Origin of the sequence: Leifsonia sp. EB34 (genome assembly GCF_041260585.1) — a bacterium.
Taxonomy (GTDB): Bacteria; Actinomycetota; Actinomycetes; order Actinomycetales; family Microbacteriaceae; genus Leifsonia.
On the sequence record NZ_JBGCCV010000001.1, the window covers coordinates 803,760 to 817,965 of the forward strand.

Genomic DNA, 14,206 nt, shown 5'->3' on the forward strand with positions numbered 1-14,206 from the left:
CGGAGCCCCGGCCAGCCGGTCACCGGGCCGGTGGCGGCGATCCGGGCTGACGCCACTGATTCGCCCGCCGGTTCTGGTGCGCCTCCGCCACGATGGTCTCGACGCGGCGGTCGCGGGTGGCCTCGGTCTTGGCGGAGAGCAGCCACTCGAGGATCGCGCGGCGCGCCGAGCGCGGGAAGGCGTCCCAGTTGGCCCGCGCGACCGGGTCGGCGTCCAGTGCGGAACGGAGCCCGGGCGGTTCGGTGAGCTCTTCGACCTGGTCGAGCGCCGACCACGTGCCGCTGGCGACGGCGGCCGCCACCACGGCCTCCCCCTCTGCGGTCATCAGCCCGCGCTCACGGAGCGAGGCGATCCGCTCCTTGTTGCGCCGGGACCAGTTGCTCCGCGGGTTCCGCGGCGTGAGCCGGAGCATCGCGTGCTGGTCGTCGAGGCGGCGCGGGAGGCTGTCCACCCAGCCGACGCACAGCGCCTCCTCCACGATGTCGTCGTAGCCGAGAGTGCGATCGTCGCCCTTCGCGTAGACCACCCAGACGCCGGGCGAGGTGCGCGCGTGCTCCGCCAGCCACTCCCTCAGCGCGGGCCTGTCGGTCGCGGTGAACCGCTCCAGCTCGGCCATGCCGGCCGCCCTCCCTTCGTCCGCCTCCAGGCTAGGCCGCGGCGGCCAGCCGGGTGAAGAACCGCGCGAGCACCGAACGCTCGCGCCGGCCGAGCGCGGCGGTGAGGGCCTCGATCTCCGCGAGCGTCGGCGCGCGGTCCATCCGGTCGAGCAGGCCCTCCAGCGCGAATGCGATGTCGTCGGCGGTGTGCTGCTGCCGGGCGATCGCGAGCCGAGTCGCTGGCCGGGTCTCCGCGACCTCCGAACGTTCCGCGCTCATGCGGTCTGCTCCCGACGCGTCGTGTGGTTCTGCACCTGCGTTTCCTTCCCAAGCAGGTAATCAGCGTGCTTACTAAACGTACGCTAACACCATCCCGCCCGGCACGGAAGCGCGCGGGCCAGCCGTCGCTAGGGTGAGCATCGTGACCATGGTGCTCATCCCGTTCGGAGCCTTCGCGGTGTTCTGCGTCATCGTCTTCTGGCTCATTCAGCGCAACATCAGCCGGTCGACGCGGATGCACGGGATCATCACGGCCAAGCGGTTCTCGCCCTCGCACGGCAGCTACGCCGCGAACGGCGGCCGCGGCGAGCGTGTCGTCGTCACCCCGGACAGCTGGGTGCTCGACATCGACGACGGTCGGCACCACGGTCACGCGGTGGTGCCGCAGGGGGTGTTCGACGAGCTCCGCGTCGGCGACGAGTACGACGGCGAGCCGGACGGCGAGCCCGACGCCGACCCGTCCGGCACCTCCATAGGCGTCTGACGGCCGGCGCCGCGCCTCACCGCACCTCGAACCCCGCCCCCAGCAGGTCCCCGTCCCGCGACGACGACCCCACCAGCAGCTCGAACCCTCCGGCCTCCACGCGCCGCTCCCCCGCCGCGTCCACGATCGTGCACTCCGCCACCGGCAGCGTCAGGCGCACCCGCGCCGTCTCCCCCGGCGCCAGCTCCACCTGGCGGTACGTCTTCAGCACCTTGTCGGCCCAGCTCACGCTTGTGACCAGGTCGCGCACGTAGACCTGCACGGTCTCCCGCACCGGGCGGGAGCCCGTGTTCGTCACCGTCACCGTCGCGTCGATGGTGTCGGCCACGCCGAGCGCGGTCGCGGCGAGCGTCAGGTCGCTGTACGACACGGTCGTGTACGACAGGCCCTCGCCGAACGCCCACGTGGGCGACTGGGTGAGGTCGGCGTAGCGGTCGCCGTGCTGCCCGCGGATCTGGTTGTAGTAGGTGGGCTGCTGGCCGACGTGCCTGGCGAACGAGATGGGGAGGCGGCCGGACGGCTCGACCTGGCCCGCGATGATCTCCGCGAGGGCCTGGCCGCCCTTCATGCCGGGGTTCGCCGCCCACAGGACCGCCGCGGCCCGGGCGACCGACGACGGCAGCACCAGCGGCTTGGAGGCGAGCAACACCACGATCACCGGCTTGCCGGTCGCGATCACCGCGTCCAGCAGCGCGTTCTGGCCGCCGATCAGCTCCAGCGTGGCGGTCGAGCGGCCTTCGCCGACGAGTTCGATGCGGTCGCCGACGACGGCGACCACCACGTCGGACGCCTCCGCGGCGGCGACGGCCTCCGCGATCAGGCGCTCATCCGGTGCGCACGGCACGACCACGGGTGGCCGGGGCTGGCCGTCCGGGAACGTCGAGCCGCGCGGGTCGGACTCCAGGGTGAGGATGTCGGCGCCGCGGGCGTGGGCGACCTCCCAGCCGTCGATCGCGTTCAGTCCGTCGAGGACCGTGGTGATCATCTCGCGCGGCTGGCCGTCCAGCCAGCCGGCCTGGCCGGAGCCGCCGGCCCAGTCGCCGAGCTGGGTCTGTGCGTCGTCGGCGAGGGGGCCGACCAGCGCGACGCGCAGCGGGGAGGCGGCCGGCAGCGGCAGGGTCCCGTCGTTCTCCAGCAGCACGATCGAGCGGCGCGCCATCTCCAGATTGAGCTCGGCGTGCGCGGCGCTGCCGACCACGAGGTCGAGGTCGGGCGACGGGAGGCGCGGGTCCTCGAACAGGCCGAGGTCGAACTTCAGCGTGAGGATGCGGGCGACGGCGGCGTCGAAGGCGTCCGCGGCCAGCAGTCCCTGCTCGACGGCCTCCAGCGCGCCTTCGTAGAACCGCGGGGTGGTCATCACCATGTCGTTGCCGGCCTTCACCGCGGCGGCAGCGGCGTGGGCGTAGTCGGGCTGGACCTTCTGCTCCCAGACCATCCGGCCGACGTTGTCCCAGTCCGTGATGAGCGTGCCGGTGTAGCCCCACTCGCCGCGCAGCACCTCGCTGAGCAGCCAGTCGTTGACGGTGATCGGCACGCCGTCGGTGCTCTGGTAGCCGAGCATGAACGTGCGGCAGCCCTCCCGGGCCACCCGCTCGAACGGCGGCAGGAACCAGCTCCGGAGCTTCCGCCGCGAGATGTCGGCCTCGCTCGCGTCCCGGCCGCCCTGGGTCTCCGAGTAGCCGGCGAAGTGCTTGGCGGTCGCGAGGATCGCGGTCGGGTCGTCCAGCCCGGTGCCCTGGTAGCCGCGGACCATCGCGCTGGCGAGCTCGCCGATGAGGAACGGGTCCTCGCCGAACGTCTCGCTGATCCGGCCCCAGCGGAGGTCGCGGGCGATGCACAGCACCGGTGAGAAGGTCCAGTGCACACCGGTGACGGCGACCTCCTCCGCGCTGGCGCGGGCGACGCGCTCGATCAGCTCGGCGTCCCACGAGGCGGCCATGCCGAGCTGCGTCGGGTAGATCGTGGCGCCGGGCCAGAACGAGTGCCCGTGGATGCAGTCCTCGCCGACCAGCAGCGGGATCCGCAGCCGGGTCTGCGCGGTGAGCCGGTTGGCCTCCAGGATGCGCTCCGGGGAGGTATGCAGGATGGAGCCGACGTGACGGCGCAGGACGTGGTCCTCCAGGTCGTCGCGCGCGTCGAGCTGGAGCATCTGGCCGACCTTCTCCTCCACCGTCATGCGGCCGAGGAGGTCGCGGACGCGCTCGGCGGTCCTCAGCGACGGGTCCTGGTACGGAAGGGCCTCCTCAACATGTGCGGTGGTGGTGGACGGGAGGATCGAAGTCATACGGTGTTGCTTTCCGGGGTCGCTGCGGCCGAGGCCGTGGTGGAGTTCGTGCGCACCTGAGTGACGGCGGCGTTGACGTTCATGCCCTTGCGCTTCATCGCCCGGGCCCGCTCGCCCGCCGAACGCAGGCGCGGGTTGACGTACTCGTCGATCCCGAAGTTGATGAGCGCCAGGGAGACGCCGAGCAGCGCGATGCACAGGCCGGCGGGGACGTACCACCACCAGTAGTCCGGGAACGCGTTGTTCTGCTGCGCCCAGAACAGGATGGTGCCCCAGTTCAGGTTGGACACCGGGATGACGCCGATGAACGCGAGGGTGGTCAGGCCGAGCACCGCGGCCGTCATGGTGCCGACGAAGCTGGAGGCGATGATCGCCAGGAGGTTCGGCAGCATCTCCACCAGGATCACCCGGTGCAGCGGCTCGCCGTTCGCCCGGGCGGCCTGGATGAAGTCGCGGTTGCGCAGCGACATGGTCTGGGCACGCAGCACGCGGGCGCCCCACGCCCAGCCGGTGAGGCCGAGCACGGCGGCGATGAGCGGCAGCGGCGGGTCCTGGAACTGGGAGGCGACGATGATCATCAGCGGCAGGCCCGGGATGACGAGGAAGACGTTCGACAGCGCCGACAGCGACTCGCTCTTCCAGCCGCGCAGGTAGCCGGCGGTCACGCCGACGACGATCGCCACGACGGTGGCCATGATCGTCGCCAGGAAGCCGACGACGAGGACGCCGCGGGTGCCGTAGACGAGCTGGCTGAAGACGTCCTGGCCGATGTGCGTCGTGCCGAGCAGGTGCGTGAACGACGGCGGCTGCAGCGTCTCCTTCAGGTTCTGCGCGTTCGGGTCGTACGGGGCGAGCAGCGGGGCGAAGATCGCGACGAGCACGAACACGCCCAGGATGATCAGGCCGGTGGCCGACTTCGGGTTGCTGAACATGGCCAGCGAGGCCTTGAGCTGCGACCAGAAGGTGGTCTTCTTCGGCGCGGGCGGCTCGGGAGTCACCGCCTGGATATAGGCGGTCTGCGGCATGGTCATGTTCAGGCCTCCGTCTGGCGGGTGCGCGGGTCGAGGATGGCGTACGCGATATCGGCGATGATGTTCGCGATCAGGACGGCGAGCACGAGCACAAGGAAGATGCCCTGCATGAGCGCGTAGTCCTTGGCGTTGGTCGCGTTCAGCAGCAGCAGGCCGATGCCGGGATAGGAGAACACCATCTCCATCACGATCGTGCCGCTGACGATGAAGCCGAGCGCCAGCGCGAAGCTCTGGATCTGCGGCAGCACGGCGTTGCGGGCGGCGTAGCGCCACAGCACACGCCGGTCGGGCATGCCCTTCGCCTGCGCAACGGTGATGTAGTCCTCGTCGAGCACGGTGAGCATCATGTTGCGCATGCCGAGCACCCAGCCGCCGACCGAGACGACGACGATGGTGGCCATCGGGAGGGCGCCGTGCGAGAGCACCTGGCTGATGAAGTCGGCGTTCCAGCCCGGGTCGACGCCAAGCTCGTACGCGTGCCCCGCGGGGAACCAGCCGAGCGTCGTGGAGAAGATCGCGATGAAGATCAGGCCGAGCCAGAAGTACGGGATCGTGCCGAGGAACGTCGTGATCGGGATGAAGACGTCCAGCTTGCCGCCGCGCCTCCAGCCGATCACCGCGCCGAGGCCGGTGCCGATGACGAAGGAGACCACCGTGGCGAAGCCCACCAGGCCGAGCGTCCAGGGCAGGGCGGAGGCGATCGCGTCGCCGACCGGGGCCATGCCCGTCGAGATCGAGACGCCGAGGTTGCCGTGCAGCAGCATGTTCCAGTAGTCGAGGTACTGCTGCCAGAGCGGCACCGACTTGTCGACGCCGAACAGCAGCCGCAGTGCCTTCTCGGCGTCCGGGGTGAGCTGCCCCTGGCTGCGCGCCATATAGGAGGAGACGGCGTCGCCCTTCATCAGGCGCGGGATGAAGAAGTTGATCGTGATCGCCGCCCACAGCGTGAACACGTAGAAGGCGACACGGCCGCCGATGAACCGCCACGGGACGCGGACGCCACGGCGCTCCGCCTTCGTGGCGGTCGTGCCGACCAGGGTCGGGTCGACGGGGGCGGATCCGGCGTGGGCCAGGCCGGCGGACGTCGTCGTCTCGGCGCTTACAGTCTCAGTGCTCACAGTCTCAGTACTCACAGCGCACCTCCTGCAGTCTGTGCGGTCAGGGCACCGAAGTGCTTCTCCGGGTCGGGGGACGCGGCGCGGAGCTCGCGCGTGTAGGGGTCCTGCGGGCGCAGGATCACGTCGTCAGCGGCGCCGTGTTCGACGATCCTGCCCTGGTTGAGCACGATGATCTCGTCGCTGAAGTGCCGGGCGGTCGCCAGGTCGTGGGTGATGTAGAGCACGCCGAGGCCCTCCTCGCGCTGCAGGTCGGCGAGCAGGTTGAGCACGCCGACGCGCAGCGACACGTCGAGCATCGACACCGGCTCGTCGGCCACCAGCAGCGTCGGCCGGGAGGCCAGTGCACGCGCGATGGCCACGCGCTGGCGCTGCCCGCCGGAGAGCTCGTGCGGACGGCGGTCGATCACCGCGTCCGCGTCGAGCTGCACCCGCCGCAGCAGGCGCCGTACCTCGTCGTCCACCTCGCCCTTCGGCACGACGTGGTCCAGCCGGAGCGGGCGCTCGATGTGGTGCCGGATCGTGTGCGAGGGGTTGAGCGAGGCGAACGGGTCCTGGAACACCATCCGGAGCTGCTGGCGGTACTGCCGCAGCCGCTTGCCCGAGCGCGGAATCGGGGCGCCGTCCAGCAGCACCTCGCCGCGGGTGGGCGTCTCGAGCTGGGTGAGGATCTTCGCGATCGTGGACTTGCCGCTGCCGGACTGGCCGACCAGGCCGATCGTCTGCCGCTGGCCCAGCGTGAAGCTGACGTCGTCCAGGGCCTTGAGCTGGCCAGAGCCGCGGACGTTGTAGATCTTGGTGACGTTTCGGAATTCGAGCGTGGTCATCGGACGACCACTCCTCTCTCGCCGGTGAGGCGCGGGAACGACTGCAGCAGCTTCTGCGTGTACTCGTGCTGCGGGTTCGTCCAGATCTGCTCGGCGGTGGCGAGCTCCACGATCTCGCCGTCGCGCATGATCGCGATCCGGTCGCTGATCTCCAGCAGCAGCGGGAGGTCGTGGGTGATGAAGACGACGGAGAACCCGAAGTCGTGGCGCAGCTGGGAGATCTGCTTGAGGATCTCGCGCTGCACGAGCACGTCCAGCGCGGTCGTCGGCTCGTCCATGACCATGAGCTGCGGGCGGAGGGCGAGCGCCATCGCGATCATCACGCGCTGGCGCATGCCGCCGGAGAGCTCGTGCGGGTAGGAGCGCATCCGCTGGCCGCCGACCTTGACGATCTCCAGCAGCTCGATCACCGCCGCCTTGCGCTCGGCCCGGCTCATGCCCGGCCGGTGCACCTGGAAGACGTCGTCGAGCTGCGAGCCGATGGTGGCCACCGGGTTGAGGGCGTTCATCGCCCCCTGGAAGACCATCGAGGTCTTGTCCCAGCGGAAGCGGCGCATCTCCTCCGCGTCCAGGGCGTTGATGTCGATGTCCTCGCCGCCCTCGTCGTGGAAGACGACGCTGCCGCTCGTGATGACGGCCGGGGGCTTGAGGAGGCGCTGCACCCCGTACGCGAGGGTGGTCTTGCCGCAGCCGCTCTCGCCGGCGAGGCCGACGATCTCGCCGCGCTTGATGTCGAGGGAGACGTTCTTGACCGCCGCGACCGGCGGGTCGACGTCGTACACGACCGAGAAGTCGCGCACGGAGAGAAGGGAATCTGTCATGGCGTCGCTTTCATGCTGTCCACGGGTCGCCCGGGGCGGACGGCGGCTCGAGGCCGTCGTCCACCCCGGACGGGTTGGGTGAGGTCGCGCGGGGCGACTACTTGCCCGCGGGCTTCAGGTTCATCAGCACCTGGACGGCCGACGGCTGGGTCGGGTCGGCGGTCGCGTACTGGTCCTTCTCGCTCGGCCAGCCGACGAACTTCCGGGTGTTGTACTCGGCGAGCTGCGGGTGGGTGCCGATCGGGATCGCCGGGACGTCGTCCACGAAGATCTTCTGCAGCTTGTTCAGCGCCGTGGTGCGGGCGCTGTCGTCGGACGCCTGCGCGTACTCCTTCAGGAGGGCGGTCGCCTCCGGGTTGCTGTAGCGGCCGAAGTTGTCCGAGACCTTGCCGCCGGCGGCCTGGTCGAGGTAGCTGCTGTTCATGACGTCGTCGTAGATGTGCCACGGGTTCGAGCCGGAGCCCGTCCAGTGCAGCACGGCGTCGAAGTTGCCGGACGCGACGTTGGCGAACCAGGTGTCGGCGTCGGGGGTGGCGACCTTCGCGTCGATGCCGAGCGTCGTCTTGAGCTGCGTGGCGACGAGCTGGATGCCCGTGACGTAGTCGTTCCAGCCCTGCGGGTCCTGCAGGGTGAAGGAGACCGGCTTGCCGGACGGGTCGGTCAGCGCGCCGGACTTCCAGGTGTAGCCGGCGTCGGTGAGGACCTTCTTGGCGCCGTCGACGTCGATCTTGAAGGTCTGGTCCTTGTAGTCGGGCGCGATGTACTGGTCACCGGTCGGCTGCGGGATGCCGGACACGTTGGTCAGCTCGGGACCGGCATTGCTGCGCGCCGTCGTGGCGTGCGCCTTGCGGTCGACGACCATGTTGACGGCCTTGCGGAGGGCGACGTCGTTGAACGGGGCCTTCGCCGTGTTGACCACGATCATGTCCGGGCTCAGGACGTTGGCGCCCCAGAACACGTTGTGCTTCGGGTCCTTGTCCACGTAGTTCTTCTGATAGTCCGTGATGAAGATCTGCGCCCAGTCGGTCTCGCCGCTCTGCAGCGCGCGGAGGAGGCCGGTGTTGTCGTTGTACTCGAGGTACTTGAGCTGGGCCACCGGGACCGTGCCGCCCCAGTAGTCCTTGCGCGCCTGGAGGACGACGCCCTGCGAGGAGAAGGTCTTGATCGTGTACGGGCCGGTGCCGACCGCGTTGGTCACCGGGTCCTTCGTCGCGTCGGCGACGGACTTCCACTGGTGCTCGGGCACGATCGGGACCTGCAGCACGTCGCCCTGCTTGACGAACTTGGACTCGCTGAAGTTCAGGACGACGTTGTTCCCGTCCTTCTTGACGTCCGTCAGCTTGAGGCCGCCCAGGTCGAGGGCGGGGGTGTTCTTGATCAGGTTGTAGGTGAAGACGATGTCGTCGGCGGTGAACGCCTTGCCGTCGCTCCACTTGACGTTCGAGCGCGGGGTGACGGTGAGCTGCGTGTAGTCCGCGTTCCACTGCACCTTCGAGGCGAGCCACGGGGTGGTCTCGTTCTTGCCGACCGGGTTGACGATCGCGAGGGGCTCGTAGATCATCCGGTCGTAGCCGAGCGACATGCCCGAGCCGGTGGTAATGAACGGGTTGTTGATCTGAGTCGCCAGGATGGCCGCGCCATCCGGCTTGGCGACGGTGAGCGAGCCGGTGCTGGCGGTGCTGGAACCGGTCTTGCCGTCGGACGAGCAACCGGTCAGCGCGAGTGCGCCGACGGCGGCGATCGCCGATGCCGTGATCAGGTACTTGCTAAGCCTCATTGCTTCTCCTTCATGGCGGGCACATCCGTTGTGCCCTGATGCTGCGGAATGTCGGCTGACAATAACTTGCTTACTGGTCAGAAAGCAAGCTGGTTGAGGTGAGGTTACTGGCTGGTAAGCTCGGCCGCAAGAAGCAGGTGGGAGCGACGGAAATGAGCATCAACGGCAGCGGCACCAGTACGCGTCCGGAGACCGAGCAGAAGCGCATCGACATCCTGCGCGCGGCGATCGAGACGTTCGGCACCAAGGGGTCCACCAACGGGACGCTGGCCGACATCGCCGAGCAGGTCGGGATGACGCACGCCGGCGTCCTCCACCACTTCGGGTCCAAGCACAACCTGCTCCTGGAGGTGCTGGAGTTCCGCGACAGAGACGACGTCGCCCACCTCGCCGACCAGCACATCCCCGCTGGCCCAGCGCTCTTCGCACACCTCGTCGCCACCGCCCAGCGCAACGCGCTGCGGCCGGGAATCGTCCAGGTCTTCACCGTGCTCTCCGCGGAGTCGGTCACCGAGGGCCACCCCGCGACGGCCTACTTCCAGGAGCGGTACCGCAACCTCCGGGCCGAGGTCGACGCCGCCTTCCGCGCGCTCTGCGCCCAGGAGGGCGTGACCGCCCCGGACACGATCGACCGCGCCGCGGCGTCGATCCTCGCGGTGATGGACGGGCTCCAGCTCCAGTGGCTGCTCGACCCGGCGGCGATCGATCTGGCCGGGGCCAGCGAATTCGCCATCGAGGCGATCGTGAACGGGGCGCTGCACCCCGGCCCCGAGCTGGCCTCGTACGTGCACGACGCCTGAGCGCCGACGGCCTCGGACATTCGGCACGAATCGTGGGGCGTGCAACGTTGTAAAGTGAGCCGGGCAGGCGAGAGACAGGAGCGCGCGTGGCCGCGACGATGCACGACGTCGCCCGGCTCGCCGGAGTCTCGGTCAAGACGGTGTCGAACGTCATCAACGACTACCCGTACGTGCGCGAGGAGACCCGTCGGCGGGTGCTCGACGCCATCGCGACGCTCGGCTACACACCCAACCTCTCCGCCCGCAGCCTGCGCTCCGGCCGCACCAACGTGATCTCCCTGATGATCCCAGACCTGCGGAACGCCTACTTCGCCGAGCTCGCCGACTCCGTCATGCGCGCGGCGGCCGAACGCGGGCTGTCGGTCCTGATCGAGCAGTTCGGGGGCGACCGCGAGCGAGAGATCGACACGCTGCGGAGACCGCGGTCGCAACTCGTCGACGGCGTGCTCTACAGCGTGCTCGCGCTCGACCAGGACGACGCCGACATCATCGCCGGGATCCCCGTCCCCGTCGTGCTGCTCGGCGAGCGGATCTTCACCGGGCCGCGCGACCACGTCACCATGCGCAACGGCGAGGGCGCCCGCGCCGCCACCGAGCACCTCCTCGGGCTCGGCCGACGCCGCGTCGTCGCGTTCGGCGCGCATCCCGGCGAGGCGATCGGCTCGGCGGCGCTGCGCCTGGAGGGCTACCGGGAGGCTTTGACGGCGGCGGATCTTCCCTTCGACGAGGAGCTCGTCGTGCCGGTCGGCTCCTGGCACCGGCGCAACGGGGCGGAGGCGATGCGCGACCTACTCGCCCGCGGGGTGGACTTCGACGCGGTCGTGGCGTTCAACGACGTCATCGCTCTCGGGGCGCTGCGCGCGCTGCAGGAGGCCGGTCTCCGCGTGCCGGAGGACGTCGCCGTGATCGGCTTCGACGACATCGACGAGACGCAGTACTCGATGCCGACCCTCTCCACGATCGACCCCGGCCGCGAGGAGATCGCGCGGACCGCCGTCGACCTGCTGGCCCGCCGGATCGAGTCAGGCGCCGAGCCGTTCGCACCGGAGCAGATCCTGGTCCCGTACCGCCTCATCCCCCGCGAGTCCACCGCACTCCCCGCCCACTGACGCCGCCGGCTCGTTTGACACGGTCACATCCCGGCCGCGATCATGTTCTCTACAACGTTGTAGAACGAGGAAGCAGACATGCCTGAAACCCACATCGCCCTCGACCGCTCCGCCCGCGTCGCCACCATCGACCGCCGCATCTTCGGCTCCTTCGTCGAGCACCTCGGCCGCTGCGTCTACGACGGCATCTATGAGCCGGGCCACCCGACCGCGAACGAGGACGGCTTCCGCCTCGACGTGGTGGAGCTGGTGAAGGAGCTCGGCTCGACCACCATCCGCTACCCGGGCGGCAACTTCGTCTCCGGGTTCCGCTGGGAGGACAGCGTCGGTCCGCGCGAGCAGCGGCCGGTGCGCCGCGACCTGGCCTGGCACTCGCTGGAGACCAACCAGGTCGGCCTGGACGAGTTCTCCCGCTGGCTGAAGCTGACCGGCTCCGAGCTGATGCTCGCGGTCAACCTCGGCACCCGCGGCATCCAGGAGGCGCTCGACCTGCTCGAATACGCGAACCACCCGTCCGGCACCGCACTCAGCGACCAGCGCATCGCCAACGGCACGCCTCAGCCGCACGGCATCCGGATGTGGTGCCTCGGCAACGAGATGGACGGCCCCTGGCAGACCGGGTACATGACCGCCGACGACTACGGCAAGCTCGCCGCCCGCACGGCGGCCGCGATGAAGACGGCCGACAAGGACCTGGAGCTCGTCGTGTGCGGGTCGTCCGGCTCCGGGATGCCGACCTTCGGCGACTGGGAGCGCACCGTGCTGGAGCACGCCTACGACCATGTCGAGTTCATCTCCGCGCACGCCTATTACCAGGAGCGCGGCGGCGACCTCGGGTCGTTCCTGGCCTCCTCGGTCGACATGCAGTACTTCATCGACACGGTCGTCGCCGCGGCCGACCACGTCGGCAGCAAGCGCAAGAGCGCCAAGAAGATCGCGATCTCCTTCGACGAGTGGAACGTCTGGTACCTCGACGAGCACCAGGCGTCCCAGGAGGTCGACGACGAGTGGCGGGTCGCCCCGCGCCAGCTGGAGGACGTCTACTCGGTCGCCGACGCGGTGGTCGTCGGCAACCTCCTCATCACGCTGCTGAAGAACCACGACCGCGTGCGCAGCGCCTCCCTCGCCCAGCTCGTCAACGTGATCGCCCCGATCATGACCGAGCCGGGCGGCGCCGCCTGGCGGCAGACCACGTTCTTCCCGTTCTCGGTCACCAGCCGGCTCGCGCGCGGCGAGGTGTTGCGCCCGGCCGTCCGCACCGGCGGCTACGAGACCGCGGTGCACGGGACGGCGGATGTCGTGGACGCGGTCGCGACGCACGACGCGTCGACCGGAGCGTCCGCGGTCTTCCTGGTCAACCGCAGCCTCACCGAGGCGGAGCGGGTCACGGTCGACGTCCGCGACCTCGGCGCGGCGACGGTGCGGGAGGCGCTCAGCCTGTTCGACGACGACGTGTACGCGAAGAACACGCTCGCCGAGCCCGAGCGGGTCGGGCTGCGGGCGAACGCCACAGCGACGCTCGCGGACGGCGTGCTGACCGTCGAGCTGCCTCCCGTCTCCTGGACGGCGGTCGCCCTGGGTTGACGGATTGGGCTGACGGATTCGCGTCGGCGTCGTGTGTATGTTAGATATGTACGATGACCGGCGCGATGTTCTCCCAGCTCTGCGCCACCGTGGCGCTGGCTGTGGTGACCCTGCTGTTCGGCCGCTCGATGCACGACCTCACCACGGTGATCCTCTTCGCCGTCGGCGTGCTGGCGACCATCCTGTCCGCCTTCCGGGTGCGCGCGCTGCGCGTCAAGCACCTCGCCGAGGGGGTACGCCGTGTCCCCCAAAATGCCGCTACCGACGACCCGGAGAATCCGTCAGGCTCGACCTGATGAGCAGCCATCAGCAATCGGGGGTCGGCACGGACGTGGCGAAGGGGACTCCCCTCCGCCCGCACCGCGACCTGTTCGCGCGCGGGCTCACCGCCGTCCTGGCCCTGACCACGCCCGTGTTCGCCGTCCTGTACTGGCTCACCATCCCGAACGGCGAGTGGAGGGTCGTCCTGCTAGCCCACGTGCTGGTCGTGCTGGCGACGGTCCTCGGCGTGTACGCGTTCTTCAGCGCCACGATCACGCTCCAGCCGGACGGCGTGCGGGAGCGCGGCTTCTTCGGCGGCACCCGGTTCGTGCGCCCGGCCGATGTCGGCTCGATCGTGCTGGTGCGCCTCTACGACGGCAGCACGCTCGACACCCTCCCCCAGCTCTTCGTCACGGGGCACGACGGCCGGGTCCTCATCCGGATGCGCGGGCACTTCTGGTCGGTGGAGGACATGGAGCGGGTCGCGGAGGAGCTCGACGTCCCCGTGACACGGCCCGAGGACTTCCTGACCATGACGCAGCTCCGGCGCCGGTCACCCGAACTGCTGTACTGGTTCGAGCGGGTGCCGCGGTTCCACTAGAGCCGGTCGCCCACTCAGACGACCGCGTCGGTCGCGATCGCCAGCACGGGCGCGTCGGGGCGGCTGGAGGGCAGCTCCCGGAAGCCGAGCCGCCGGTAGAACGCCATCGCCCCGGTGTTGGTGGGCGACATCCGCAGGAAGACGCCCGGCACACCGCGGTCGCGCAGCGCGGCCAGGAGTTCGCGGATGAGCCGGCGGCCGAAGCCCTGACCCTGCAGCTCGGGCAGCAGGTCGATGTGCAGGTGCGCGGGGTACCGGTCGGCCTCCGGCACGATCGCCTCGTGCGGGTCGAGCCCGAAGCCGATCGCCTCCCGCTCCTTCGCGGAGGGCGCCTCCTCCAGCGGGTAGCGCTCGCGGAACCCCGGCAGCCAGTGCTTCTCGTACCAGTCGGCGAAGGCGTGACTGTCCGCCACCGCGATCACATAGCCCGCGACCCGGTCGCCGGTGTCGACCACGAACGCGAGGTCGGGCTGGTACTCGACGTAAGGCCCGGCGAAGACGTCGGGCAGGAGGTCGTCGCTGGAGTACAGGCCGCGCGCATCCCCGCCGCTCGCCCCGGTCTTCACGCAGATGTCGTAGACGTCGTGACGGTCGGCGGGACGGTACGGGCGGATCGAAGTCACCGTGACAGTATGTC

Annotated in this window: 15 protein-coding genes; 6 read left to right on the top strand and 9 right to left on the bottom strand. The window is 69.8% G+C overall.

The annotated features are described in order from the left end of the window. Window positions 1-19: 19 nt before the first annotated feature. Complete coding sequence (locus ABIA36_RS03810) at window positions 20-616, bottom strand: YdeI family protein (RefSeq protein WP_369960938.1); 597 nt, start codon at window positions 614-616, stop codon at window positions 20-22. A 31-nt stretch (window positions 617-647) separates the two neighbouring features. Next, a complete protein-coding gene (locus tag ABIA36_RS03815; protein ID WP_369960939.1) occupies window positions 648-875 on the bottom strand; it encodes a hypothetical protein in 228 nt (75 codons plus the stop codon). Between the two features lie 142 nt (window positions 876-1,017). Here ABIA36_RS03815 and ABIA36_RS03820 point away from each other — a divergent pair, with 142 nt between their 5' ends. Continuing rightward, window positions 1,018-1,359 carry a hypothetical protein gene (locus ABIA36_RS03820; RefSeq protein ID WP_369960940.1) on the top strand — a complete coding sequence of 114 codons (342 nt, stop codon included), beginning with the start codon at window positions 1,018-1,020 and terminating at the stop codon, window positions 1,357-1,359. Window positions 1,360-1,375: 16 nt separating this feature from the next. On the opposite strand, the gene ABIA36_RS03825 is transcribed toward ABIA36_RS03820, so the two are convergent. The 6 genes from ABIA36_RS03825 to ABIA36_RS03850 all read right to left on the bottom strand — a co-directional run bounded on the left by ABIA36_RS03825 (window position 1,376) and on the right by ABIA36_RS03850 (window position 9,214). After that, window positions 1,376-3,643 (bottom strand): glycoside hydrolase family 3 N-terminal domain-containing protein, encoded by a 2,268-nt coding sequence (locus ABIA36_RS03825; protein ID WP_369960941.1) that lies wholly within the window; start codon window positions 3,641-3,643, stop codon window positions 1,376-1,378. Continuing rightward, window positions 3,640-4,668, bottom strand: coding sequence for an ABC transporter permease (locus ABIA36_RS03830; RefSeq protein WP_369962073.1), 1,029 nt, complete (start codon window positions 4,666-4,668; stop codon window positions 3,640-3,642). Before ABIA36_RS03830 ends, ABIA36_RS03825 begins: the two co-directional genes overlap by 4 nt. 8 nt (window positions 4,669-4,676) lie before the next feature. Next, window positions 4,677-5,711, bottom strand: a complete 1,035-nt coding sequence (locus ABIA36_RS03835) for an ABC transporter permease (protein ID WP_369962074.1) — start codon at window positions 5,709-5,711, stop codon at window positions 4,677-4,679. A gap of 92 nt (window positions 5,712-5,803) precedes the next feature. Continuing rightward, window positions 5,804-6,616, bottom strand: coding sequence for an ABC transporter ATP-binding protein (locus ABIA36_RS03840; protein ID WP_369960942.1), 813 nt, complete (start codon window positions 6,614-6,616; stop codon window positions 5,804-5,806). Then, the gene (locus ABIA36_RS03845) at window positions 6,613-7,437 is read right to left on the bottom strand and encodes an ABC transporter ATP-binding protein (protein WP_369960943.1); all 825 of its coding nucleotides are present in this window, start codon (window positions 7,435-7,437) and stop codon (window positions 6,613-6,615) included. The genes ABIA36_RS03840 and ABIA36_RS03845 overlap by 4 nt, the downstream gene beginning before the upstream one ends. 97 nt (window positions 7,438-7,534) lie before the next feature. After that, window positions 7,535-9,214 (bottom strand): ABC transporter substrate-binding protein, encoded by a 1,680-nt coding sequence (locus tag ABIA36_RS03850; protein ID WP_369960944.1) that lies wholly within the window; start codon window positions 9,212-9,214, stop codon window positions 7,535-7,537. 152 nt (window positions 9,215-9,366) lie between these two features. On the opposite strand from ABIA36_RS03850, the gene ABIA36_RS03855 reads away from it, so the two are divergent. The 5 genes from ABIA36_RS03855 (at window position 9,367) to ABIA36_RS03875 (ending at window position 13,569) form a co-directional block, all read left to right on the top strand. Then, window positions 9,367-10,014, top strand: coding sequence for a TetR/AcrR family transcriptional regulator (locus tag ABIA36_RS03855; RefSeq protein WP_369960945.1), 648 nt, complete (start codon window positions 9,367-9,369; stop codon window positions 10,012-10,014). An 86-nt stretch (window positions 10,015-10,100) separates the two neighbouring features. Further along, window positions 10,101-11,123, top strand: a complete 1,023-nt coding sequence (locus ABIA36_RS03860; RefSeq protein WP_369960946.1) for a LacI family DNA-binding transcriptional regulator — start codon at window positions 10,101-10,103, stop codon at window positions 11,121-11,123. A 78-nt stretch (window positions 11,124-11,201) separates the two neighbouring features. Then, window positions 11,202-12,707, top strand: coding sequence for an alpha-N-arabinofuranosidase (locus tag ABIA36_RS03865; RefSeq protein WP_369960947.1), 1,506 nt, complete (start codon window positions 11,202-11,204; stop codon window positions 12,705-12,707). Between the two features lie 53 nt (window positions 12,708-12,760). After that, complete coding sequence (locus ABIA36_RS03870) at window positions 12,761-13,003, top strand: hypothetical protein (RefSeq protein WP_369960948.1); 243 nt, start codon at window positions 12,761-12,763, stop codon at window positions 13,001-13,003. Continuing rightward, window positions 13,003-13,569, top strand: coding sequence for a hypothetical protein (locus ABIA36_RS03875; RefSeq protein WP_369960949.1), 567 nt, complete (start codon window positions 13,003-13,005; stop codon window positions 13,567-13,569). The genes ABIA36_RS03870 and ABIA36_RS03875 overlap by 1 nt, the downstream gene beginning before the upstream one ends. A gap of 14 nt (window positions 13,570-13,583) precedes the next feature. Here the strand turns inward: ABIA36_RS03875 and ABIA36_RS03880 are convergent, their stop codons facing one another. Next, on the bottom strand, window positions 13,584-14,192 hold the full coding sequence (locus tag ABIA36_RS03880; RefSeq protein WP_369960950.1) for a GNAT family N-acetyltransferase: 609 nt from the start codon (window positions 14,190-14,192) through the stop codon (window positions 13,584-13,586). Window positions 14,193-14,206: the final 14 nt, after the last annotated feature.